The 22,406-nt window shown below is 48.1% G+C and carries 20 protein-coding genes; 5 read left to right on the top strand and 15 right to left on the bottom strand.

The features are described from left to right. Positions 1 to 8 precede the first annotated feature (8 nt). On the top strand, positions 9 to 743 hold the full coding sequence (locus ACWJJX_RS05665; RefSeq protein ID WP_229154627.1) for an ABC transporter permease: 735 nt from the start codon (positions 9 to 11) through the stop codon (positions 741 to 743). Positions 744 to 1,061: 318 nt separating this feature from the next. Here ACWJJX_RS05665 and iolJ read toward each other — a convergent pair whose 3' ends face one another. The 10 genes from iolJ to iolA form a co-directional block, all read right to left on the bottom strand. Then, positions 1,062 to 1,934, bottom strand: a complete 873-nt coding sequence (gene iolJ, locus ACWJJX_RS05660) for a 6-phospho-5-dehydro-2-deoxy-D-gluconate aldolase (RefSeq protein WP_454022813.1) — start codon at positions 1,932 to 1,934, stop codon at positions 1,062 to 1,064. A gap of 2 nt (positions 1,935 to 1,936) precedes the next feature. Further along, positions 1,937 to 2,779: a 2-keto-myo-inositol isomerase gene (iolI, locus tag ACWJJX_RS05655; RefSeq protein ID WP_012118841.1), complete on the bottom strand. Its 843-nt coding sequence runs from the start codon at positions 2,777 to 2,779 to the stop codon at positions 1,937 to 1,939. A gap of 87 nt (positions 2,780 to 2,866) precedes the next feature. After that, positions 2,867 to 3,736, bottom strand: a complete 870-nt coding sequence (locus tag ACWJJX_RS05650) for a sugar phosphate isomerase/epimerase family protein (protein WP_014306128.1) — start codon at positions 3,734 to 3,736, stop codon at positions 2,867 to 2,869. Positions 3,737 to 3,754: 18 nt separating this feature from the next. Further along, on the bottom strand, positions 3,755 to 4,789 hold the full coding sequence (locus tag ACWJJX_RS05645) for a Gfo/Idh/MocA family protein (RefSeq protein ID WP_454022812.1): 1,035 nt from the start codon (positions 4,787 to 4,789) through the stop codon (positions 3,755 to 3,757). Between the two features lie 22 nt (positions 4,790 to 4,811). Beyond that, positions 4,812 to 6,107 (bottom strand): MFS transporter, encoded by a 1,296-nt coding sequence (locus ACWJJX_RS05640; protein ID WP_014306129.1) that lies wholly within the window; start codon positions 6,105 to 6,107, stop codon positions 4,812 to 4,814. Between the two features lie 12 nt (positions 6,108 to 6,119). Next, the gene (iolE, locus tag ACWJJX_RS05635) at positions 6,120 to 7,016 is read right to left on the bottom strand and encodes a myo-inosose-2 dehydratase (protein WP_004393234.1); all 897 of its coding nucleotides are present in this window, start codon (positions 7,014 to 7,016) and stop codon (positions 6,120 to 6,122) included. A gap of 15 nt (positions 7,017 to 7,031) precedes the next feature. Next, positions 7,032 to 8,945 (bottom strand): 3D-(3,5/4)-trihydroxycyclohexane-1,2-dione acylhydrolase (decyclizing), encoded by a 1,914-nt coding sequence (gene iolD, locus ACWJJX_RS05630; RefSeq protein ID WP_014306130.1) that lies wholly within the window; start codon positions 8,943 to 8,945, stop codon positions 7,032 to 7,034. Positions 8,946 to 8,969: 24 nt separating this feature from the next. Continuing rightward, positions 8,970 to 9,962, bottom strand: coding sequence for a 5-dehydro-2-deoxygluconokinase (gene iolC / locus ACWJJX_RS05625; protein WP_014306131.1), 993 nt, complete (start codon positions 9,960 to 9,962; stop codon positions 8,970 to 8,972). A 23-nt stretch (positions 9,963 to 9,985) separates the two neighbouring features. Continuing rightward, a complete protein-coding gene (iolB, locus tag ACWJJX_RS05620) occupies positions 9,986 to 10,801 on the bottom strand; it encodes a 5-deoxy-glucuronate isomerase (RefSeq protein ID WP_071392493.1) in 816 nt (271 codons plus the stop codon). A gap of 73 nt (positions 10,802 to 10,874) precedes the next feature. After that, positions 10,875 to 12,338, bottom strand: coding sequence for a methylmalonate-semialdehyde dehydrogenase (iolA, locus tag ACWJJX_RS05615; RefSeq protein ID WP_454022811.1), 1,464 nt, complete (start codon positions 12,336 to 12,338; stop codon positions 10,875 to 10,877). 443 nt (positions 12,339 to 12,781) lie between these two features. Between iolA and ACWJJX_RS05610 the strand changes: the two genes are divergently transcribed. The 3 genes from ACWJJX_RS05610 to ACWJJX_RS05600 all read left to right on the top strand — a co-directional run bounded on the left by ACWJJX_RS05610 (position 12,782) and on the right by ACWJJX_RS05600 (position 16,056). Next, positions 12,782 to 13,537, top strand: coding sequence for a DeoR/GlpR family DNA-binding transcription regulator (locus tag ACWJJX_RS05610; RefSeq protein ID WP_004393223.1), 756 nt, complete (start codon positions 12,782 to 12,784; stop codon positions 13,535 to 13,537). Between the two features lie 77 nt (positions 13,538 to 13,614). Continuing rightward, positions 13,615 to 14,547: an aldo/keto reductase gene (locus ACWJJX_RS05605; RefSeq protein WP_077723075.1), complete on the top strand. Its 933-nt coding sequence runs from the start codon at positions 13,615 to 13,617 to the stop codon at positions 14,545 to 14,547. Positions 14,548 to 14,667: 120 nt separating this feature from the next. Beyond that, positions 14,668 to 16,056 (top strand): sugar porter family MFS transporter, encoded by a 1,389-nt coding sequence (locus tag ACWJJX_RS05600; protein WP_038460470.1) that lies wholly within the window; start codon positions 14,668 to 14,670, stop codon positions 16,054 to 16,056. Between the two features lie 42 nt (positions 16,057 to 16,098). On the opposite strand, the gene htpG is transcribed toward ACWJJX_RS05600, so the two are convergent. Together htpG and ACWJJX_RS05590 are read right to left on the bottom strand one after the other, a co-directional pair. Next, positions 16,099 to 17,979 carry a molecular chaperone HtpG gene (htpG, locus tag ACWJJX_RS05595; protein WP_007614881.1) on the bottom strand — a complete coding sequence of 627 codons (1,881 nt, stop codon included), beginning with the start codon at positions 17,977 to 17,979 and terminating at the stop codon, positions 16,099 to 16,101. A 171-nt stretch (positions 17,980 to 18,150) separates the two neighbouring features. After that, positions 18,151 to 18,399, bottom strand: a complete 249-nt coding sequence (locus ACWJJX_RS05590) for a hypothetical protein (protein ID WP_014306134.1) — start codon at positions 18,397 to 18,399, stop codon at positions 18,151 to 18,153. A gap of 128 nt (positions 18,400 to 18,527) precedes the next feature. Here ACWJJX_RS05590 and ACWJJX_RS05585 point away from each other — a divergent pair, with 128 nt between their 5' ends. Next, entirely contained in the window at positions 18,528 to 19,349 is an 822-nt protein-coding gene (locus ACWJJX_RS05585) for an SDR family oxidoreductase (protein ID WP_146283917.1), read from the top strand. 60 nt (positions 19,350 to 19,409) lie between these two features. Here the strand turns inward: ACWJJX_RS05585 and ACWJJX_RS05580 are convergent, their stop codons facing one another. From ACWJJX_RS05580 to ACWJJX_RS05570, 3 genes are all read right to left on the bottom strand, one after another. Then, the gene (locus ACWJJX_RS05580) at positions 19,410 to 20,009 is read right to left on the bottom strand and encodes a response regulator transcription factor (protein WP_007407848.1); all 600 of its coding nucleotides are present in this window, start codon (positions 20,007 to 20,009) and stop codon (positions 19,410 to 19,412) included. Next, positions 20,006 to 21,142 (bottom strand): sensor histidine kinase, encoded by a 1,137-nt coding sequence (locus ACWJJX_RS05575; protein ID WP_014306135.1) that lies wholly within the window; start codon positions 21,140 to 21,142, stop codon positions 20,006 to 20,008. Before ACWJJX_RS05575 ends, ACWJJX_RS05580 begins: the two co-directional genes overlap by 4 nt. Before the next feature lie 122 nt (positions 21,143 to 21,264). Beyond that, positions 21,265 to 22,314, bottom strand: a complete 1,050-nt coding sequence (locus ACWJJX_RS05570; RefSeq protein ID WP_015418577.1) for a fatty acid desaturase — start codon at positions 22,312 to 22,314, stop codon at positions 21,265 to 21,267. Between the last annotated feature and the right edge of the window lie 92 nt (positions 22,315 to 22,406).

Below are 22,406 nucleotides of genomic sequence, written 5' to 3'. Positions count from 1 at the left end.
CGAAATACTTGAAAAACATTTTATTTGTAGAACGTTTAAAGCTTAGGCGATCAAAGTTATGGATCATCTATTTACTAGGGCCTTTGTTAGGTGTATCCCTGGCATACACTAACTTTATTAAAAACTATAACCTTTTTATGAATCCTGGAGACAATCCCTGGGTAGAGGCTTGGACACAAGTGGCCTTATTTATGGGCCCTTTTGTATTGCCTATCGTAGTGGGAATTTTCGCCGCCCTTGTTTGCAGGGGGGAACATGTAGGAGGCGGTTGGAAACAGCTTCTAGCCTTACCAGTTAAACACTCAGATATCTTTCTGGGAAAGTTTCTAACAGTGGTCCGCATGATATTCATTAGTATGTTCATTTTAATCCTCTTATTTATTGGATTCGGTTATATGTTAGGCATAAGCGGGAGTCTTCCTTTACTTACAATTCTAGGATATGGAATTAGAGGGATCTTAGCTTGTTTACCATTAATTTTATTGCAGCTTATTGTTTCAATCAGGTCTAAAACATTTGGCATACCACTCGCTGTTAGCATTGTTTTTACATTACCGGCCATTATTATTGCCAGTACACCATTAGGTCAAGTATATCCATGGACACAGCCTATGTTAGCAATGTCACCCGCAGATGAATCACCGATTCAATCAAATTTCCTGTTTTACTCAATTATGGTAATAACCTGCCTCGTTCTCTTGGTTTACGGAATAAGAAGTTTTACTAAACGAGACCTTACGTAGGGTATATACGGTCTAAACTATGAGAATTCGAGACAAGGTAATAATTAAATCAGGACGAAAGACAAATCTACAAGACTTATAGATTATTATTTTAACTAAAAAGAAAGTTACCGAGGTCATCAATAAAGAAAAGGATAAGAACGAATTCTAGTTTTCATAACTATAGTAAACGAGGGGGCAAAGCTGTATACAATTCGCTTGGCTTGAAAGGGTCTGTAAAGGTTGAACAGGTTGATTTGATTGTGATACTTTGGTGAAACGCAAGAACGAAATAACCGGAAAGACGAAAGCACTCACGATGTTGTGAGTGCTTTTTCTTCAGCCGACCTGCTGTTTTACGGCTTTACCGGCTGATCCGAACTCTCTCATTTTGCTTCGCACCGTCTCTTCCACGGCTTCAATGCCGGGTGTCATGTAGCCGCGCGGTTCGTACAGATCGCCGTTTTCCTGAAACATGCGGCGTGTTTCGTCTGTCCAGGCTACCATACATTCCGTGTTGATATTGATTTTCGCGTGGCCGAGCGTGATGGCTTTTTTGATCTGATCCTGCGGAATCCCGGATGCTCCGTGGAGAACGAGGGGAATATCAGTCATGCGGGCGATAGCCGCCATTTCTTTAAATCCGAGATTCGGCTCGCCTTGATATTTGCCGTGGACGGAGCCGAGGGCGGCGGCCAGCGCATCGATATTGGTTTCTTTCACGATCCGCTCACATTCGGCGATATCGGCATAGCGGACCCCGCCGACCAGCCCGTCTTCCATGCCGCCGACCGTGCCGACTTCTGCTTCTACTGAGACGCCGTGCTTTGCGGCATAATCGGCGACTTCTTTTGTCATCGCGATGTTCTCATCAATCGGATGATGGGAGCCGTCAATCATCACTGAGCTGAACCCGGCGTCAATGGCCTGTCTGCAGCGTTCCGCACTGCTTCCGTGATCAAGATGGAGCACGACGGGAACGGTAATCGACATTTCTTCCATTAACGCGCCGACCATGGCGGCAATCGTTTTAAACCCGCCTAAGTAATCGACCAGACGATCGGAAGCCGCGGCGATGACCGGCGATTGCTCCTTTTGCGCCGCTTGCAGAATCGCCTTCGTCCATTGGAGGCCGTTGATATTAAATTGGCCGACTGCATAATGCTCCCGTTTCGCTTCTGCAAGAAGATGTTTCATGGTGACAAAAGCCATGTTCACGCCTCCTTCATGAAGTATTTTGATACGACGGCTTCCGTTGTTTCCTTTGCCGTTTTGATCGTTTCCTCCGCAGTCAGCTTATAATATTCAGGTCTGAACAGCTCTACGGAGACAACATCATTGAATCCGATTTCTTTTAACGCTGACAGATGGGCGTCTAAGTCAATCGCACCCTGCCCAGGCCAGACGCGGTCTTCATCCGTTAAAAAGCCGATCGGAAAGTCTTCTGTATCGTCGATATGATAGATGAAAATTTTCTTTCCGTCCGCCTGCTTCAAGCTCTCAATATTGGAGCCCATCGCGTGGAAATGGAAGCTGTCAAACACCAGTCCGACATTATCGCGGCCGACAGCGTTCACGATGTCATACGCCTGTTCAAATGTATTGACCGTGCATTGCGGGTGGCCGACAAATTCAAGGGCAATGTTTACGCCGTACGGCTCCGCGATGTCCGAAAGCTCAGTCAGCACCTCTGCGCTGCTCTTTTTGATTTCTTCTTTCAAGATTTTCCGCTCTGTCACAAGCGGCACGGCCACCACATATTTCACGCCGAGCGTCCTGCAGGTTTCCATCATGCTTTTGAATTCCGAAATGATCTCCCTATAGCCCTTCTCATCACGGTTGTTGAAGAAAACCAGTGCGTTCAGGGCAAGCGGTTTAATGTGATGGGTTCGAAAATATTCCGCCAGATCGGCCAGTGAATGGTCTTTTAAGTATTCCGGCAGCTTATCCATTGTGCGGATTTCAATATAATCATAGCCGTGCTTTTCGCACAGTTCTAAATCCTGTTTCAGGTTTGAATTCTCCAGCGTAGTCGCTTCATTAAAGCAAAGTTTCATGTCAGCCTCTCCCATCCGCATTTTCGATATGAAGGGAGTCCGGCTGGAGGGCATTTTTACTCCGATCCGCCGAACTCCATACTCAGCTTATGCCATACCCAGTTCTTCTTTTAATTTCTTAAGCATGATCCGGCTTGATTCATCCGCTCTTTCGCCGACCCAAGCAAACACGGCGTTCGTTGCAATTCCGTCGAATTTCATCTCTCTCATCTTTCTGAAAATCGTCTCAAAATCGACCTCGCCTTGCCCGATATCCAAATGCTGGTGCACCGTTACTTTCGCGTCAGGCGGATTGACGATGTAACGCAGGCCGTGCGCCGCTTTATGATTAAAAGTATCTGCAAATAAAACATGCGTGAGGCGGTCGCCGGCTTCATCAAACATGGTTTCGATATCGCCTTTGCCGTCATCATAGAAGAACGTATGCGCAGTCGAGTAGACAAGGTTGATCCAATCCTTATCGAGCGCGCGGATCATATCCATCGCACCTTTGTGCGTTTCGATAAAATCGTATGGATGGGCTTGAAGGTTGAGTTTAACGCCTTCTTTTTCAAAGACGGGCAGCAGCTCATCCATGGATTTGATGAATTTTTCTTCACTTGTCAACGGATCATACTTTGAACCGCTGAATTCACTGTTCATCAAATCCACTTCAAGTTCAACCGCAATTTCGATCGCCCGTTTCCAGTTGCGCACGGCGGCCTGGCGGCGGTCTTCATCAGGACCCGCCCAGTGGTAAAGCGGAAGAAGAGAGGACAGCTTCACGCCTGTATCCTTTAAAAGGCGCTTCAATTGTTTGATTTTTGCTGAATCGACTTTCGGATATTTATAGAAAGGACAAAAATCCTCACGCGGGGAAAGTTCGATATATTCGTATCCGAGCTCCGCCGTTTTATAGACCATTTCCTCTAATGTTAAATCATCGCGGTACATGGATGGATCTAAGGCCAGTTTCATTTTTTCACTCCCGATCTATTATTTGTTCACAGTCGTAAATGATTGATAGAATGCCGGTTTCTCTTGCAACACCACTGGCTCTTTCTGTCCGGATTCCTGAGCTTTTACGCACGCGTCTGTTGTCACCGCGGCAATATAACCGTCCCATGCCGTCGGACCGCTGACTTCGCCTTTTTTCCGGATCGAATCAATGAAGTCCTGAATTTCCACATCATACGCAGCCACAAATCGGCGCTGCCAGTCCATCAGAATATCGGTGCTGAATTTCCCTTCTTTTCTCAAGCTGATGCTTGACGGTTCCGGAAGTTTAATGACACCGTCTTCCCCGACGATTTCACATTGAATGTCGTAGCCGTATTTACAGTTCACGTAGATTTCGGCATTGATGACGATGCCGCCTTTTGTTTCGATGATGACCATCTGCGGATCTTTCAGATGCGGCAGCGCATTTTTTGATTTCTTCGGATAGATGACTTGTACGGATTCATAGTCGTCATTGACAAGCCAGTGGAGGACATCAATTTCATGAACGAGCGTATCGACGACGGCCATGTCCGTTGAATAATTCGATGCGACTGTCGGGTTGCGGTGCGCACAGTGAATCATCAGCGGCTCGCCGACCGCACGGTTGTCGATCGCTTCTTTCAGCTGAACGTAACCGCTGTCATATCTGCGCATGAAACCTACCTGCACCAATCGTTTTCCCGTCTTCATTTCTTCCTCGACAATGCGCATACAGCCTTCTGCCGTTGTCGCAAGCGGCTTTTCACAAAACACGTGCTTGCCGTGCTGAATCGCTTTCAACACGCTGGATTCGTGAGCCGGGCCCCAGCTTGTCACTAAGACGGCATCCACATTTTCAGCAGCGAGAAGGCTGTCGTCATCAGGATAAACCGAGGCGTTCAAATTGAAATGCTGAACGGTCTGCTGCGCGGCCTCCTGATTCACATCTGTGACAGCGGTAATTTCCGCGCCCGACAGCTTATTTGTGATGCGGTTGATGTGCTCTTTTCCGATAGCACCGGTTCCGATAACACCTATACGTAAATTCATTGATCGCCACTCCTTCTGATAATCAAATAATGGTTCTCGTCTTTCTTTTCTCTCTGCCGTCCTGAGGAGCACCGTACAGTTCCTCCTGTATCTGTTCAAGCGACTTGCCGGACGTATTCGGTGCGAAAACAAGCCCGATGATCATACTGGCCGTCACACATATGAGCAGAATACCGGCCATAAAACCGATGCCGAATTGTGACATGATGACCGGCACAAATAAACTCCAAATGCCGATTGAAATACGGACGAGAAAGAACATGAGCCCTTGTGCTGACGCTCTGTGTTCTGTCGGGAACAGCTCGCTTGCCCACAGTTGGTAGTTCGCCTGCTGGCCGGCTCCGTTATTGATGCCGATCGCTAAAACAAACAAAAGCAGCATCGGGAGTCCCTGAAACGGCAGCAAAAACAGCGACCAGCCGACAACAGCCATAAAGGCGCAGATTCCGAACACCGTTTTCCGATATTGATCTGCAAAAGGCATGAAGATACAGGCGACGCCGAGCCCGGTGAAGATAAACAGGGCCATCTGCAGAATGTTGGCCGTATTTGCGGATACGCCGCCGACCTGCTGGTAGATGTACGGCATGAAGAATCCCATGACGCCCGCGGCGAGATTCCATACGAGAAACACACCCATTAAAAACAAAATGTTCTTGAAAAATTTCGGCTGAAGCAAGTCAAAATAAGATGTTTTTTTCACGGCGGCAGGCCGCTCTTCACTGTTTTTCCAGGCATCCGACTCAGGTAAACGCTTTCTTATCACATATGTGATCAGGGCGATCACCAATAGATGCGCAAAGACAATTTTATTTCCTAAAAGCCCGAGGTCACCGACCAAAACGGATAACAGCAGAACCACAACGGCTCCGGCGGCCCACGCCACCTGCGCCACTCCGCAATGCCTCGCCCGGTTTTTTTCGGGGGCGTTTTCCGCGATAATGGTCCATGAAGCCGTAATATCCGCGCCTACAGAAATCCCGATAATCATGTATCCGCATAACAGCATGGGAAAGTTGAATCCAAACAAAACCAAACAAATTCCTAAAGCGTAGACGAGCATACTGTTTGTGTATACAGCTTTTCGGCCGACCTTATCAGCCAAATACCCGCCGAGCAGCGCTCCGATGGCCGCTGATATCGCGTTTGCGCTGAAGGCGCCGAGCAATCCGATCTGACTGTCGGACAGCTTCAAGTAGCTGACCCACATAGATAAACCCGCTGATCCTGCCACGATGGAACCTGCATCAATGTAATTTGCTAATGCTGCGGCGATGGTCCGTTTGCTGAAAGCTGATTCCGCCTTGGCACTATTCATATAAGTCCCCCTCTAATTTGCAGGATCAAGCAGTTCACTGTCGATGTACTTTCTCGCAATCAGCGCGTACTCAAGCGGATTGGCGACTGCCGGGTCTTGTTCGGCTTCAATGACGATCCAGCCTGAATAATCATGACGGACGAGCGTTTGGTACACTTCGGTAAAATCGATGCATCCATCTCCGGGAACCGTAAAAATGCCCTGTAAAAACGACTGCCTGAATGACTTGCCTTCCTGTCTGCACCGCTCCATAATGTCAAACCGCGCGTCCTTGAAATGAACGTGTCTGATCCGATCCATATGCTTGTTGAGAATCGTCATATAGTCTCCGTCTGAGATATAGGCATGGCCGGTATCATAAAGTAAATGGACATACCGCGGGTCCGTTCCATCCATCAGCCGGTCAACTTCTTCCGCCGTCTGGACGCCTGTGCCGAGATGATGATGAAACGTGAGCTCCAGCCCGTATTCGTCAGCGATTTTCCCGAGACGGTTCAAGCCTTGGCACAGTGTATCCCATTCTTCATTTGAGAAGTGCGGTTTTTTCTTAAATACATCAATATCCAAGCCCTGGACACTGTACGTCTGTTCAGAAACGATGGCGGCATCCGCTCCGACTTTCTGCAAATAATCACAGTGTTCTGTAAATTGTTCAGCCGTTTTTTCAATACCGTCTTGAATGATAAAGCTGCTGAACCATTTCCCCGCAATCCGCAAGTTCCGGAGAGCCAGCTCCTTATTGAGGACGGAGGGTTCAGGGAAAAACCCTCCCACTTCCGTACCTTGAAAACCGGCGACAACAATATCGCTTAACAAATGCTGCAGCGTATTCCCGGCTCCGATCTCCGGCATATCGTCATTGCGCCACCCAATGGGAGCGATGCCCCACAGAATATTTTGTTTGCCCATCGTGATGCCTCCCCTCTAGTACTGCTTCGCAGACTTCAGCTTCATCTCTTTCGCTTCGTATGCCCGCTGAACGCTTTCCTGCTCAGACACTTCCGCCACGCCGACATGCCACCAGCTGTCATAGCCGTCCGTCATCGTTTTCGGCAGAACCTTCATTTCAATTAAAGTGGATACCTCTTGCGTTTTCGCATCTTCAAGCGCCGCTTTCAGTTCTTCAACCGTATTGGCTCTGTATGTTTTAGCGCCGTAGCCCTCTGCCACCTTCGCGTAATCAACGTTTAAAATCTGATTGTCCTCTGTGCGGAACTCGCAGAAATAACTGCCGCTCCCGTGATCCATCTGCAGGTTGTTGATACAGCCGAACCCGGAGTTGTCAAAGAGCAGGACATTGATTTTTTTGTTATATTGAAGCGCGGTAATCAGCTCTGAGTGCAGCATCAGAAAGCTTCCGTCGCCGACGAGTGAATAGACTTCTTTGTCGGGATGAGCCAGCTTGAGGCCGAGCGTGCCCGATACTTCATATCCCATGCAGGAATAGCCGTACTCCAGATGGTACGTATTCGGGACGTTGGAATGCCACAGCCGCTGCAGATCGCCCGGAAGAGATCCCGCCGAACTGATGACGACGCTGTCTTCAGGAATCGTGTCGTTGATGGTCAACAGCGCCGTTGTTTGCGGCAGCTCAGTCTCGAGCGCGTCGGCATACTCGTTTAACACGTCCTGTGAGAAATGGTTTTTAATTTCCGGCTTGAACGCGTCACGTGTAAAAGTGACCTTGCCGAGCCGGTCCCGTTCAGCCAGCCATTCATCTTTCCAGTCTTTAATCGCCGTGCCGAATGCACTTTTATATCCGTCTAATAAGCCGTGCAGCCTGCCGAGCGTCACTTTCGCATCGGCTACGACCTGAAACGCGTCAAGTTTGTATGCCTGCATGCGGCTGACATTGATATTCAAAAATTTTGCTTTGTCAAAATCAAACGCCGTTTTCGAGGATGTCGCAAAGTCCGTGTACCGTGTGCCGACACCGATGATCAGATCAGCCTGGCGGGCGGCTTTGTTTGCGGCAAGTGTGCCCGTGATGCCCATGCCGCCCAGATTGTTGGCAAAATCGGCTTCAACCGTTGACTTGCCGGCCTGCGTTTCGACAAGCGGAATGCCGTATGTTTCAGAAAGCGCGATTAATTCCTCACGCGCGCCGGAGTACTTCGCGCCGCCGCCCACTAAAATGACGGGACGGCTGCTCTCCTTAATTCTCTCCGCGGCGCCTTTCAGCTCACGCTCGCTCGGCTGCATCCGATCAATGTAATGAACACGTTTTTCAAAGAAGCTTTCATCAAAATCAAATGCTTCTCCCTCTACATCCTGAGAAATGCAGATGGTCGCCGGGCCCGCTTTTGCCGGATCTGTCATCACTTCAAATGCCCGGATTAAGCTGCTCATCAGCTGCTCGGGGCGGGTGATGCGGTCCCAATAGCGGGACACGGGCTTTAACGCATCGTTTGTCGTGACGGCGGCGCTGTATTCCTGCTCCACCTGCTGAAGCACCGGGTCAGGCTGCCTCGTCGCAAAGGTATCGGCCGGAAGCAGCAGCACCGGGATATGATTGGCCAGCGCCGTACCCGCGGCAGCCGTCAAGTTAGCGGCACCCGGACCGACCGATGTCGATACCGCGTAAATTTTTCTTCTCAGCATCTGCTTGCTGTATGCCATCGCGGCATGCGCCATGCCTTGTTCGTTTTTGCCTTGATAGACTTTCAGGTGCCCGGCGTCCTGCTCGAGCGCCTGCCCGATCCCCAACACATTTCCATGGCCGAAAATCGTGAAGATGCCCTCAACGAACGGCTCTTCTTTTCCGTCAACATGAATGTACTGCCGGTTCAAGAATTGAATCAGCGCTTGTGCTGTCGTTAAGCGAATTGTCTTACCCACAAACGATCCCACCTTTTATACGTTCTATTTACCGTTAAGACTGTGCTGCGCTTCAATCAGTTCGATGATTTCACCGGCAGCCGGCATTGCTTCTGAGGAGCTGTGTTTGCTGACGACGATGGAAGCGGAAGCGCTCCCGTATTTTAACGACGTTTCAATATCCCGGCCGCTGACCAGTCCGTAGATGAAAGCTGACGCATAGGAATCACCCGCTCCGAAGGTCTTCAGCACCTTTGTTTTATAGGCGTGCGCCCGGAAAACTTCTCCCGATCTGCTGTATGCGTATGATCCGTCAACGCCGTGCTTAATGACGACAAGGTCGGCGGAGTGCGCAAACAAATGGCGGACGGTTTCATCGTTATTTCCGCCGCTGCGGTTTTCCATTACGTCAAATTCGTCACGCGTACCGATGACGATATCGGATTGTTCCGCCGCCAGCGTGTAGTACACGGCTGTTTCTTCTGCCGATTGCCATGTATACGGACGGTAGTCGAGCTCAAACACGACTTTTACGTCATGTTTTTTTGCGATTTGCACCGCTTTTAAGACGGCTTCGCGCGACGGGCTTTTCGCAAGCGCCGTACCTGATACGAGCAGCATTTTAGCGTTTGCGATGTAGCCTTCATTGACTTCGGACGGCTCTAGATACAAATCCGCCACGTCATCCCGGTACATCAGAATGCTGCACTCTTCAGGACTGAGAATTTCCGTAAAAGCGAGCCCCGCTTTGCGCCCTTCTCTGTCAACGGTCATTTGTGACGTATCAACGCCCTTTTCCTGCATATAAGAAACGATAAATCTGCCGTGCTGGTCATCCGGGATTTTGCCGATAAAACCGGCTTTTAATCCGAGCTTGGCGCTGCCGATCGCAATATTTGCCGGGGAGCCGCCGACATATTTAGAAAACGTCATCGTTTCTTCCATCGGCCGGTTGTATTCCGCCGCGTTCAAATCAATACACGCGCGTCCGATCGCGACAATATCAAACTCTTTTTCTTCATTAAACGTATATTTCATCGTTATCTGCCACTCCTCACTTGTCAGCGTTCCAGAATCCATTCATGGTCCGGATCATTATGAAACTTCCATTTTCGTGTCGGTCCCGCCATTACATTTAGGTAGTAAGAGGTATACCCGTCCGGAACACCAACCGGGTGATAGCCCGCCGGCACGATGACAACGTTTTCATTTTCTGCGGTCATCGTCTCGTCAATCGAGCGGTCGTCCGTGTACACACGCTGGAAGACAAATCCCTGCGGCGGGTCCGTTTCATGGTAATAGGTTTCTTCTAAAAAGGATTCAGCCGGCAGATTGTCTTGGTCATGTTTATGAGGCGGGTAGCTCGACCAGTTGCCGCTGTCCGTGTAAACTTCAACAACGAGAAGGCTGTTTGCCGATGGATCTGAATCGGGGAGAATGTTATGAACGGTTCGTTTGTTTGCCAGCTTGCCGCGATGTTCCACACCGTTGTCTTCCGCTTTAATCAGCTTTGTCGGAAGCTGGTGTTCGGACGGAGAGTAGCACAGCGCGACCCTCGCCCCGCTGACGGCTGTGATTCCAAAAGAGCGGTCATTGGACACATAAACGCTGTCCGTCGGTTTTCTATCAAATACGCTTTCACGGGTGCCGATGCTTTCAAATGTCTGATCATAATCAGTGACGGTAACTTTTCCCGTTACCGCAACGATGCAGCACTCCGTCTTTTTCAAATCTTCTGTATATGTTGAGCCGGGAGCGAGATCAACGACTTTAAATCCGACATATTTGAGGTCTGAATTGGCTGAAGTGACGTCATGTATGATGGTCACGCCTTGAGAAATCTCATCGGCCTGCGGTTTGCGCAGCAAATGACTCATGTTTATTCCTCCTTAATGGATGGTAAAAGAAAACCCGGACGGAATCACAAAGCCGTCCGGGCCGGCTGTCTAATCAATTGAAGTCAGGAGACGGGTATCGTGCCGTCACGACTTTTTTACGTGTATAGAAGTCGACGCTGTCTTTTCCGTTTGCGTGCAATGTGCCGAAGAAAGAAGACTTCCAGCCCGAGAACGGGAAGAATGCCATCGGCGCCGGGACGCCAAGGTTGATGCCGAGCATTCCCGCGTCAATATTCTCACGGAAGTAGCGGATCGCGTTCGCATTTGACGTGAACAGGCAGGCGCCGTTCGCAAATTCAGACTGGTTGGCGATGTCAACCGCTTCTTTTAAATTTTTCACACGCATGACCGACAGAACAGGCGCAAAGATCTCATCTTTCCAGATCGTCATATCCGTCGTCACGTTGTCAAAAATCGTCGGTCCGACGAAATAGCCGTCTTCCGTTACATGTTCACGGCCGTCACAAAGCAGTTTCGCTCCTTCTTCGATGCCTTTTTCAATATAGCTGTGCGTGCGGTTTTTGTTGTCCTCGCGGATGACCGGTCCCAAAAATACGCCGTCATCCAGTCCGTTTCCGATCTTGATGTCCGCTGCTTTTTCCTGTAATTTCGCCATAAACTCATCGGCGATTCCCTCTTCAACCGTCACGACCGCGCATGCCATGCAGCGCTCTCCTGCCGAACCGAATGCCGCGCCGATAATGTTTGTGACCGTATCTTCAAGGTGGGCGTCATTTAACACGATCGTATGGTTTTTTGCGCCCGTTAACGCCTGCACGCTTTTCAAATGTTCGCTGCCTTTTTTGAAAACATACTCGCCGACAGGTTTTGAACCGACGAATGAGATGGCTTTAATCTCCGGATGCTCAAGAATGCCGTTTACGACGTCATGCGCGCCGTGCACGACATTGAAGACACCCTTCGGCAGACCGGCCTGTTCAAACAGCTCTGCCAGTTTTTCCGTTAACAGCGGCGTGCGCTCAGAAGGCTTCAGAATGAAAGTGTTTCCTAACGAAATCGCCATCGGAAACATCCAGCACGGGACCATCATCGGGAAGTTGAACGGTGCGATACCGCCGACCACCCCGATCGGATAGCGGTAATTCGCCGCCTCTACATCCGTCGCGATAGAGGCAAGTGAATCGCCCATCATGAGTGACGGCGCTCCCGCTGCGAATTCGACGTTTTCAATTCCGCGTCCCACTTCACCGAGTGCTTCTGTCGTGTTTTTACCGTTTTCCAAAGTGATCAGACGGGCAAGCTCTTCTTTGTTCTGCTGGAGAAGCTGCTGATAGTTAAATAGAATTCTCGCACGGCGCGGCACCGCCGTCTTCGACCATGTTTTAAACGCTTCTGACGCTGAGCGGACGGCGTATTCCACATCCTCCCGTGTAGAAATCGGAACCTGGCACATCACTTCTTTTGTCGCCGGATTGACAACGTCTTCATATTGATCTGTCTTACTTTCAACCCATTCACCATTGATGTAGTTTTTCAGTTTTCTGATCTCTGCCATTCTCATTGCCTCCTTAAATAGTAAACATCCTGTCAGCTGGATAATAACGGATGAATATATTCATCTTTTACATATAAAAGACATGAATTAAACGCTTACAAATGCTAAAATGATGGTGACTCCCAATCTTTTCATGTAAAAGTTGGTCATGTGCCGGATAAAGCAAACGGTTACATCTTTCACTTTTGATTTTACAGGTTATATTTTGGTCATTTCTTGGTTACATTGTAAGCCCAACACACCTTCAAGTCAATCTAAAAAATCAAAATTTTTTCATTATTTTTATCGTACTTTTTTTGAGCGGGAAAACAGGAACTTGGAGAACCGTGTCGAATCGTACGGTGGGAACCCTCTTTTTTATCATTTGTTAAGTAACTATTGATTAACTCTTGGTGTTTATTATATATTTTAATTACTTTAAGAATTCTAGAAGGAGTTTTTTTATGAAACTGATGCGGATTCAGGAGATGGAAGAATACATTCTCAAACACGGAGCCACTTCGCTGGATGAGCTGTGCGAGGTATTCAACGTCTCTAAAAACACGGTCAGACGCGATATTAATAAGCTTGCGGAAAAAGGGGTGATCAAAAAGGTGTACGGCGGCGTGACGTCAGCAGAAAAATCTGTGCTCGTCCCTTTTGAGAACCGCACCATTCAACATCAGGATGAAAAAATCAAAATCGCCCGCTATGCGTCGCGGTTTATCGAGGATCACGATCTTGTATTTATTGATTCCGGCACGACGACCAAATCGATGCTGGAGACGCTTGACCCGGATAAGAATGTAACGGTGTTGACGAACAGCCTTGATATTATTAACGCCGCTTCATCCATGAAAAATATCGACCTGATCATCATCGGCAATAACTACAAACGGAAGACAAGGTCGTTTGTCGGCATTGATGATCCGAGCACACTCAATAAATACAACATTAACAAGGCGTTCATGTCCGCTACCGGGACAACGATCACCCACGGCCTGACGAATTCCGACTTACTGGAATACGAGGTGAAAAAGAAAATTTCCGAAAAGGCGAACGAAGTGTATCTGCTCGCGGATCATTCCAAATTCGGCAAATCCACGCTTTTGACATACGCGCCTTTCGACCGGCTTCACAGCATCGTCACTTCTCAGCAGCTCGATGAGGAATATACGAAGTATTGCCAAGAGCACCAAATCGACATTCACTTGGCATAGCGTTATAGTTAATAGAGAATGCTGCCGTATTTTCCCGGCAGGCGCTATGATATCCAATTTTTTCAGGGGGCGAAAACATGAGCAAAGTAACAATCGGCAAAACTGACCTAAAGGTATTTCCGATCGGTTTGGGAACAAATGCGGTCGGCGGGCACAATCTCTATCCGAATCTGAATGAAGAGACGGGAAAAGAATTGGTCCGGGAAGCGATTAAAAGCGGCGTTACCATGTTAGATACTGCCTATATTTACGGTGTGGGCCGTTCTGAAGAATTGATCGGCGAGGTGCTGAAAGAATATAACCGCGAGGATGTCTTCATCGCCACAAAAGCCGCTCACAGAAAAGAAGGCGATGACTTTGTTTTCGACAACTCACCGGCCTTTTTGAAACAATCGGTCGAAGACAGTCTGAAACGCCTGCAGACGGATTACATCGATTTATTCTACATCCATTTCCCGGATGAGCACACGCCGAAGGACGAAGCCGTTCAAGCATTGAATGAGCTGAAAAAAGAAGGAAAAATCCGTTCCATCGGCGTATCCAATTTCTCTTTGGAGCAGCTGAAAGAAGCCAATAAAGACGGCTTAGTCGACGTGGTTCAAGGAGAATACAACCTGCTGAACCGTGAGGCGGAAAAGACTTTCTTCCCTTATACAACAGAACACGGCATCTCATTCATTCCGTACTTCCCGCTCGTATCCGGACTGCTGGCCGGCAAATACGACGAGAACACAACCTTCCCGGAAGGCGACCTGCGCAATGATCAGGCGCATTTCCAAGGGGAGCAGTTTAAAGAAAACATCAAAAAAGTCAACCAGCTCAAACCGATTGCTGAAAAGCACAATGCCGATACGGCGCATATCGTGCTTGCCTGGTACTTGGCGAGACCTGAAATCGATATCCTGATTCCGGGCGCCAAACGCGCGGATCAATTAAAAGACAACGTGAAAGCAGCCTCCATTACGCTATCTGCTGAAGAAATCGCGTTTATTGACAAGCTGTTTTCCTAAGAAAAAAAACACGCCTTTTTGAAAGGGCGTGTTTTTTTATGTTTATATTTTTCTCTTCGGGGAATGAAATAGTTATCTAAATAAACTATTATGCGTTCCAAAAGATGAGGAGGATCATCTGTGAAGAAAAACACCAAAAAATACCTGATTTACTTTTTCGGAGCATTGGGCGGGCTGCTTTACGGCTATGACACCGGTGTGATTTCAGGAGCTTTGTTATTTATTAACAATGATATTCCTTTAAACACGCTGACCGAGGGATTGGTCGTCAGCATGCTGCTGCTCGGTGCGATTTTCGGGTCCGCCTTAAGCGGGACATGCTCTGACCGATGGGGCCGGAGAAAAGTGGTTTTCGTCCTTTCACTCATTTTTATTATCGGCGCGCTTGCCTGTGCGGCTTCGCAAACCGTCACTATGCTGATTATCTCCCGTGTCATTCTCGGGTTAGCCGTCGGAGGCTCAACGGCGCTGGTTCCCGTTTATCTATCTGAGATGGCGCCGACAAAAATACGCGGAACGCTCGGCACATTGAATAACTTAATGATTGTGACCGGAATTTTACTCGCATATATTGTGAATTACATATTCACCCCGTTTGAAGCTTGGCGCTGGATGGTCGGTCTCGCGGCAGTACCGGCGGCGCTTTTATTAATCGGAATCGCGTTTATGCCGGAATCTCCGAGATGGCTCGTCAAACGCGGCCGTGAGCAGGAAGCCAGACAAGTCATGGAAATGACTCACGACAAAGAGGATATCGCCGTTGAATTAGCGGAAATGAAACAAGGAGAAGCTGAGAAAAAAGAATCTACGCTCGGCTTGCTGAAAGCAAAATGGATCCGCCCTATGCTGCTGATCGGGATCGGCCTCGCCATCTTCCAGCAGGCGGTCGGGATCAACACCGTGATTTACTATGCGCCGACCATCTTTACAAAGGCCGGACTCGGCACTTCGGCGTCCGTTCTCGGCACGATGGGCATCGGTGTCTTAAACGTCATCATGTGTATCACCGCCATGATCTTAATTGACCGGATCGGCCGGAAAAAACTGCTGATGTGGGGAAGTGTCGGCATTACCTTGAGCCTGGCGTCACTATCAGCCATTCTCCTTCTGGCCGGCCTGTCAGCTTCAACAGCTTGGCTGACCGTGCTGTTTCTCGGAATCTATATCGTCTTTTATCAGGCGACATGGGGTCCCGTGGTATGGGTCCTGATGCCGGAGCTGTTCCCGTCAAACGCACGCGGAGCCGCAACCGGATTTACGACATTGATTCTGTCGGCAACAAACCTGATCGTTTCACTGGTATTCCCGCTTATGCTGAGCGCCATGGGCATCGGCTGGGTGTTCGGAATATTCTCAGTCATCTGCCTTACATCCTTCTTCTTCGCCGCTTACATCGTTCCTGAAACGAAGGGCAGAAGTTTAGAAGAAATCGAAACGCACTTGAAAAAACGGTTCTCCTTAAAGAAGCGCAGCAAACAAAATCAAATTCTTAAACAGCGCACACTGTAATAAAAAAAGGAATCGCCCCCGCTGGGCGATTCCTTTTTGGCGTCATACCATAACTTTGCAGATGTCATTCGTAAACTCGACTGGATCATGGATCGGCAGTCCTTCAATCAGAAGCGCCTGATTGTACAGCAGGTTTGTGTATAAAGCAAGCTTTTCCCGATCTTGCCCGTGCGCGTTCTTTAACGTCTCAAACACTTCGTGGTTCGGGTTGATTTCCAGCACTTTTTCCGCTTTGACCTGCTGGCTGTCAGGCATGGCGTTTAATACTTTCTCCATTTCGATCGTCACTTCGCCGTCTGTCGCAAAGCAGACCGGATGGGATTTTAAGCGTTTCGATGCTCTGACGTTCTTGACTTTATCCGCAAGAATCTCTTTCATGCTTTCGAACAGGTCTTTATATTCGTTTTCTTCGGCTTCAGTCTGCTTTTCATCTTCGTCACTGTCGATGCCTAAGTCGGCGCTTGAGACGGATTTGAACTCTTTTTCCTCGTAGCTTGTCAGCATTTTGATCGCGAATTCATCAATATCTTCCGTGAAATATAAAATCTCGTAGCCTTTGTCCGCCACCATTTCAGTTTGCGGCAGCTTTTCAATCCGCTCATATGAATCGCCGGACGCGTAATAGATATATTTTTGATCCTCAGGCATTCTGGACACATATTCGTCCAGAGTGACGAGCTTTTTCTCCTTAGATGAATAGAAGAGAAGCAGATCTTTTAAGACGTCTTTATTCGCGCCGAAATCATTATAGACGCCGAATTTCAGCTGTCTGCCAAAAGATTCATAGAAAGATTCGTATTTTTCTCTTTTGTTCTTCAGCAGGCTCTTCAGCTCGGCTTTGATTTTTTTATTGATGTTTTTCGCAATCAGCTTCAGCTGGCGGTCGTGCTGCAGCATCTCTCTGGAAATGTTCAGCGACAGATCCTCAGAGTCCACCATGCCTTTTACAAAGCTGAAATGATCCGGAAGCAGGTCGGCGCATTTGTTCATGATCAGCACGCCGTTGGAATACAGCTCCAATCCTTTTTCGAATTCCTTCGTATAATAGTCAAACGGCATGTTTTCCGGAATAAACAAAATCGAATTGTAGCGCACCGCTCCATCGACGCTGATGTGCACGTGGGTCAGCGGTTTATCGAAGCCATAATGCTTTTCAGCGTAAAAAGCCTCGTAATCCTCATCCGTCAGCTCGCTTTTGTTTTTTCTCCAGATCGGCACCATGCTGTTGACCGTCTGTTCTTCCTGAACTTCTTCAAATTCGTTCTCGCTGCCCTCTTTCGGCTTGTTGACCGTCTCTTCCATTTTGATCGGGTAGCGGATAAAATCAGAGTACTTTTTCACGATCGCTTTGATGCGGTAGTTTTCTAAAAACTCATCATAGCTTTCATCTTCTGTGTTTTCTTTTATTTTCAGGGTGATTTCCGTACCGACGGTTTCCTTGTCACACGGCGCGATCGTGTAGCCGGCGGCCCCTTCCGACTCCCATACATACGCCTCGTCACTGCCGAGCGCCTTACTTTTCACCGTGACTTTATCAGCCACCATAAACGCCGCATAAAATCCGACGCCGAACTGGCCGATAATGTCATGGCCGTCTTTCGAGTCATTTTCTTGCTTGAAAGCGAGTGAACCGCTTTTCGCAATCGTGCCGAGATGCTGTTCAAGCTCGTCTTTTGTCATCCCGATACCGGTATCTGTGACGGTGAGCGTTCTCGCTTCTTTATCTGCCGTCACTTTTATGTAGTAATTGTCTTGATCAAACGTTAATGAATCATCGGTTAACGCCTTGTAATAGATTTTGTCAATCGCATCGCTCGCGTTGGAAATTAACTCGCGGAGAAAAATTTCCTTCTGCGTGTAAATGGAGTTAATCATCATGTCCAGCAATCGCTTGGATTCTGCTTTAAACTTTTTTTTCCGCACTTCAGATCTCTCCTTTAATTATGCTTTGATGTTATGTAAAATCTTTTCAGCATCTATTTATCATATACAGTGACAATTGTCAACTAGGATTAGCAGATGCATATATTGTAAATTTAACATGTTAATGGATTCATTTCACCCATTTTATCAATAAAAAAGAGAGAATGTTGATCATCCTCTCCTCTCTGCTTCTTTCCGGCGGCCGAATTCCTTCTTCATCCATATGTATGACGGGTAGAAAAACAAACTAAATAAGATAAGAGATCCCAAGTTTCGCAAAGACTCATGCAGAACATTTCTTACAGTGAGAGGAAACGTGATGTCCTGAAACAGAATAGAGATAACGGTGTAAATCACAAATCCCATAGGAACAATGGCATAACAATAAAACGCTATCTCCTTCTTATGCTGTATCTTCAAAATATGTAAACCTCCCAATGATGTATATACATAATATTAACATATTTATTAGGTAATTAGAAACAAACCTCCATATGTTTATCCCCCTATTCAGCGGGAACAGTTATAAAAAAAGGAGGCATCGCAATATGGGAAGATTAACAGACAAAACCGCAATCATCACAGGGGCCGCGACAGGCATCGGACAAGCGACGGCACGGGTTTTCGCCGATGAAGGCGCCCGCGTGATCTGCGGTGACATCAATGAAAGCGAACTGAATGAAACCGTCAGCGCCATCAGAAAAAACGGCGGAGAAGCAGAAGCCTTTCACCTTGATGTATCAGACGAAGAAAACATAAAGTCTTTTGCGGACGGCATTCAGCAAAAGTACGGAACAATTGATATTCTGTTTAACAATGCCGGTGTTGACCAAGAGGGCGGAAAAGTCCATGAATACCCGGTCGACCTGTTTGACCGGATCATCGCCGTCGATCTGCGCGGCACATTTCTGTGCAGCAAATACCTGATTCCGCTCATGCTCGAAAAAGGAGGCTCCATCATCAACACCTCCTCCATGTCCGGCCGGGCCGCAGACCTTGACCGCTCCGGCTATAACGCCGCAAAAGGCGGAATCACGAACCTGACGAGAGCGATGGCCATTGATTACGCCAGAAGCGGAATCCGCGTCAATTCCTTATCGCCGGGCACAATTGAAACGCCGCTCATTGATAAATTGGCAGGCACGAAAGAAGACGAAATGGGCGAGGCGTTCCGTGAAGCCAACAAATGGATCACGCCGCTCGGCCGGCTCGGAAAACCGGAAGAAATGGCGGCTGTCGCGCTCTTCCTCGCTTCAGACGACAGCTCTTACGTCACGGGAGAAGACATCACCGCAGACGGCGGCATCATGGCATACACTTGGCCGGGGAAAATGCTGATTGATAAGAAGTGGAAGGAAGAGACGGAGTGACGATAGATAATAAAAAAAGCCAGTGTAAAAAAAACACTGGCTGAACAAGCTGAGGGCGGGTTACTTAAACCAGCCCTTTTCCTTTGATCGGGTAATGGCTTCAATTCGATTTTTCACTTCTAGTTTATCCAGAATCATCGAAACGTAATTGCGGACTGTGCCGCTTTTGATGCTGAGGGCGTTTGCGATTTCTTTCGTGTTTTTTCCGTCTGCGACAAGCTCGAGCACCTCTTTTTCCCGTTCGGTCAGCGGGTTTTCTTCACTATAGATGTCCTCCATTAATTCAGGTGCGTAGACGCGTCTTCCTTTCATGACACTGCGGATGGCGCTGACGAGCTCATCGCTCGGGCTGTCCTTGAGCATGTACCCGCTGACGCCTGCTTTTAGCGCCCGCTGAAAATAGCCGGAGCGGGCAAAGGTCGTCAAAATGATGATTTTCACACCGCTGTCCTTGAGTTCTTCTGCCGCTTCAAGACCTGATTTCCCGGGCATTTCGATATCCATCAGACAGATGTCGGGCGCATGTTTTTCCACGAAATCGATGGCATCCTGGCCGCTTGTGCCTTTGCCGACAACCGTCATATCCTCTTCTAAATTCAACAGCGAACCGAGTGCGCCGAGCAGCATTTGCTGATCCTCGGCAATGAAGATGTTGATCATCTGCTACCATCCTTTTCTTTTGATTTTGAATCATTCGGGATTCTCATGGTCAGCTTTGTTCCGGCGGCTGTATCGATGGCTAAACTGCCGTTTGCGAATTCAAGACGTTCCCTCATTCCAAGCAGGCCGTGCCCCTTTGAAAAAAAGCGGTCTTCTCTGCATTGAAAGCTGCCGTCGTCTTCTACCGTAATGACGACCTCTTTCCAAAGCTGCTGAATGGTGATGCGGCATACTTTGGCGCCGCTGTGTTTCACGACATTGGTGACGGCTTCTTTAATGCACATGCTGACGATGTTTTCGTTCAGCAAAGAGATATGTTTGGGCGCTTCTTTTTCTTCATACACAAATTCAATTCCTGCCGCTTCAAGAATTTGCCGAACATTGCCGAGCTCATCCTTCAATCGGATGCCTTTCATCGATGAGACGATTTGTCTGACCTCATTTAAGGAGGTGCGGGCCGTCTGCTGCACGCTTTTCAGCTCAGTGCGGGCCTGTTCAGGATCCTTATATATCAGCTTTCGGGCAAGGTCGCTTTTCAGTCCGATTAAGGAGAGCTTTTGTCCAAGTGTATCGTGAAGGTCCCGGGCGATACGCTGCCTTTCTTCCAGCTTCACAAGATCGGCAATTCGCTCATTTGCATATTCTAATTTCTCCTCAAGGCGCTCCCGTGCCTTTCTGCTTCGAATGCTGAGCGGAAGCAGGATGGCACTGATCAATGTAATGACGATAAACGGAATTTGTGTCAAAAACCACTCTTTTTTCAGAACAAGGCTGAAGTTGACGGCAACCGCCGCACTGATGATATGAATGTAATATAAGATGTAAAATGGAACTTTGTCTCGGATATGGCCGATGAAGTAGGCGATAAAGAAAGCGAAATAAATATAACTGAACAGCATGGCTGAGCCGGTCGAAATGCCGATCAGAAGAAGCGCCCATAAGTAAAGCGGCCAGCCTTTTGCAACAAATGCAAAGCGGTATGCGCCAAAGAAAACGAGCGTGAAAATGATGCCGGCCACGATGACGAAGGTAGAAGAGCTTTTAAAAATAAAATAAAAAGGCAGGATGAAAAAAATCGTCCATATATAAGGAGAAATCCCGTTCAGTTTTTGAAATTTAAAATACTTCTTCATCTTTGTTCCACCTTCTGCTGCTTGTGTCTACCATCACTTTATCAAAACACCGCCTTCATTGCACCCTCACGCATGAAGAGAAGGCTCTTTCTGATAAGAGAAAGAGCCAGCCGTGCGCCGTATCAGGCATTTTTCTTTAAAGGTTCTTTCGGCACCGGATGGGGCGCCGGTGTTTTCCGCGCCTCCCGAAAGGTGACAAACTGCTTTTCGTCCTCATCCCACAGACGGAATTTCATGGATTCAAGACTTGTTTTAAGCGTAATGGTCGGTACGTTTTTTAAAGGCTCGTGCCCCTCATGAGCCGCTTCCAGCTTGTAGTTCGGCACTTTCGGGCTTAAGTGGTGGACATGATGGTAGCCGATATTGCCCGTCAGCCATTGCAAAAGCTTCGGCAGCTTGTAAAAGGAGCTTCCTTCTACCGCGGCCTGCACATAATCCCAATGCTCATCGGCTTCAAAATAAGAATCCTCAAACGTGTGCTGAACATAAAAGAGCCAGACGCCGATTGACCCCGAAATAAGGAAAATCGGACCCTGAACAAGCAAAAAGTTTTCCCAGCCGACAAGCAGGCACGTCGCAGCAGCCAATAAGACAATCGCCGCGTTCGTGAAATAGGTGTTCCAGCGCTCCTTGCGGCGGGCGCCTTTTACATTGAAACGGTTTTTAATCAGAAATACGTAAATCGGACCGAGAATAAACATAATAAACGGATTGCGATAAAGTCTGTAGCGTATTTTTGTCCAGGCTGACGCTTCGTTGTATTCCTTGACGGTCATCATCCAAATATCGCCGGTGCCCCGTTTATCTAAGTTGCTGCTCGTCGCATGATGAATGGAGTGGCTTCGCTGCCATTGAAGGAACGGAAACAGTGTCAGAACACCTGAAATAAACCCGAACAGCCGGTTCAGCTTCTTTTGTTTGAAAAAGGATTGATGGCAGCAGTCGTGGAAAATAATAAAGATTCTTGTCAAAAATCCCGCTGCTATAACAGTACAGGCGAGGGTCAGAAGATAGGAGATATTGAGGCTGAAGTAAGCAAGAAACCAAAGGGCAAAAAACGGCACAAACGTGTTGAAAAGCTGAATGATACTATGCTTTGTATCGGCGCCGGAAAATGCGGCAACCTGCTTTTTTAAAGACGCTTGTTTTTGAGTTGCGGCGTGATTGATCATGAATGTCATGTCCCTTCTTTTTCATTATGATCTCAAGTATAACGGGGCGCCCGACGCGGTTGTAGTAGCAGCCATCATGCCCCGAATATGAC

It is taken from the genome of Bacillus sp. YH3-2-B2, assembly GCF_053663335.1.
The sequence above is the reverse complement of the archived record's forward strand: the minus strand, read 5'-3'. Positions and strand labels throughout refer to the sequence as shown.

What these genes read in the sequence shown, in the direction of transcription:
- iolJ (WP_454022813.1), bottom strand. Translation starts at nt 1,934, where the DNA reads ATGGCTTTTGTCACCATGAAACATCTTCTTGCAGAAGCGAAACGGGAG.
- iolI (WP_012118841.1), bottom strand. Translation starts at nt 2,779, where the DNA reads ATGAAACTTTGCTTTAATGAAGCGACTACGCTGGAGAATTCAAACCTG.
- ACWJJX_RS05650 (WP_014306128.1), bottom strand. Translation starts at nt 3,736, where the DNA reads ATGAAACTGGCCTTAGATCCATCCATGTACCGCGATGATTTAACATTA.
- ACWJJX_RS05645 (WP_454022812.1), bottom strand. Translation starts at nt 4,789, where the DNA reads ATGAATTTACGTATAGGTGTTATCGGAACCGGTGCTATCGGAAAAGAG.
- ACWJJX_RS05640 (WP_014306129.1), bottom strand. Translation starts at nt 6,107, where the DNA reads ATGAATAGTGCCAAGGCGGAATCAGCTTTCAGCAAACGGACCATCGCC.
- iolE (WP_004393234.1), bottom strand. Translation starts at nt 7,016, where the DNA reads ATGGGCAAACAAAATATTCTGTGGGGCATCGCTCCCATTGGGTGGCGC.
- iolC (WP_014306131.1), bottom strand. Translation starts at nt 9,962, where the DNA reads ATGAAATATACGTTTAATGAAGAAAAAGAGTTTGATATTGTCGCGATC.
- iolB (WP_071392493.1), bottom strand. Translation starts at nt 10,801, where the DNA reads ATGAGTCATTTGCTGCGCAAACCGCAGGCCGATGAGATTTCTCAAGGC.
- iolA (WP_454022811.1), bottom strand. Translation starts at nt 12,338, where the DNA reads ATGGCAGAGATCAGAAAACTGAAAAACTACATCAATGGTGAATGGGTT.
- ACWJJX_RS05610 (WP_004393223.1), top strand. Translation starts at nt 12,782, where the DNA reads ATGAAACTGATGCGGATTCAGGAGATGGAAGAATACATTCTCAAACAC.
- ACWJJX_RS05605 (WP_077723075.1), top strand. Translation starts at nt 13,615, where the DNA reads ATGAGCAAAGTAACAATCGGCAAAACTGACCTAAAGGTATTTCCGATC.
- ACWJJX_RS05585 (WP_146283917.1), top strand. Translation starts at nt 18,528, where the DNA reads ATGGGAAGATTAACAGACAAAACCGCAATCATCACAGGGGCCGCGACA.
- ACWJJX_RS05580 (WP_007407848.1), bottom strand. Translation starts at nt 20,009, where the DNA reads ATGATCAACATCTTCATTGCCGAGGATCAGCAAATGCTGCTCGGCGCA.
- ACWJJX_RS05575 (WP_014306135.1), bottom strand. Translation starts at nt 21,142, where the DNA reads ATGAAGAAGTATTTTAAATTTCAAAAACTGAACGGGATTTCTCCTTAT.
- ACWJJX_RS05570 (WP_015418577.1), bottom strand. Translation starts at nt 22,314, where the DNA reads ATGATCAATCACGCCGCAACTCAAAAACAAGCGTCTTTAAAAAAGCAG.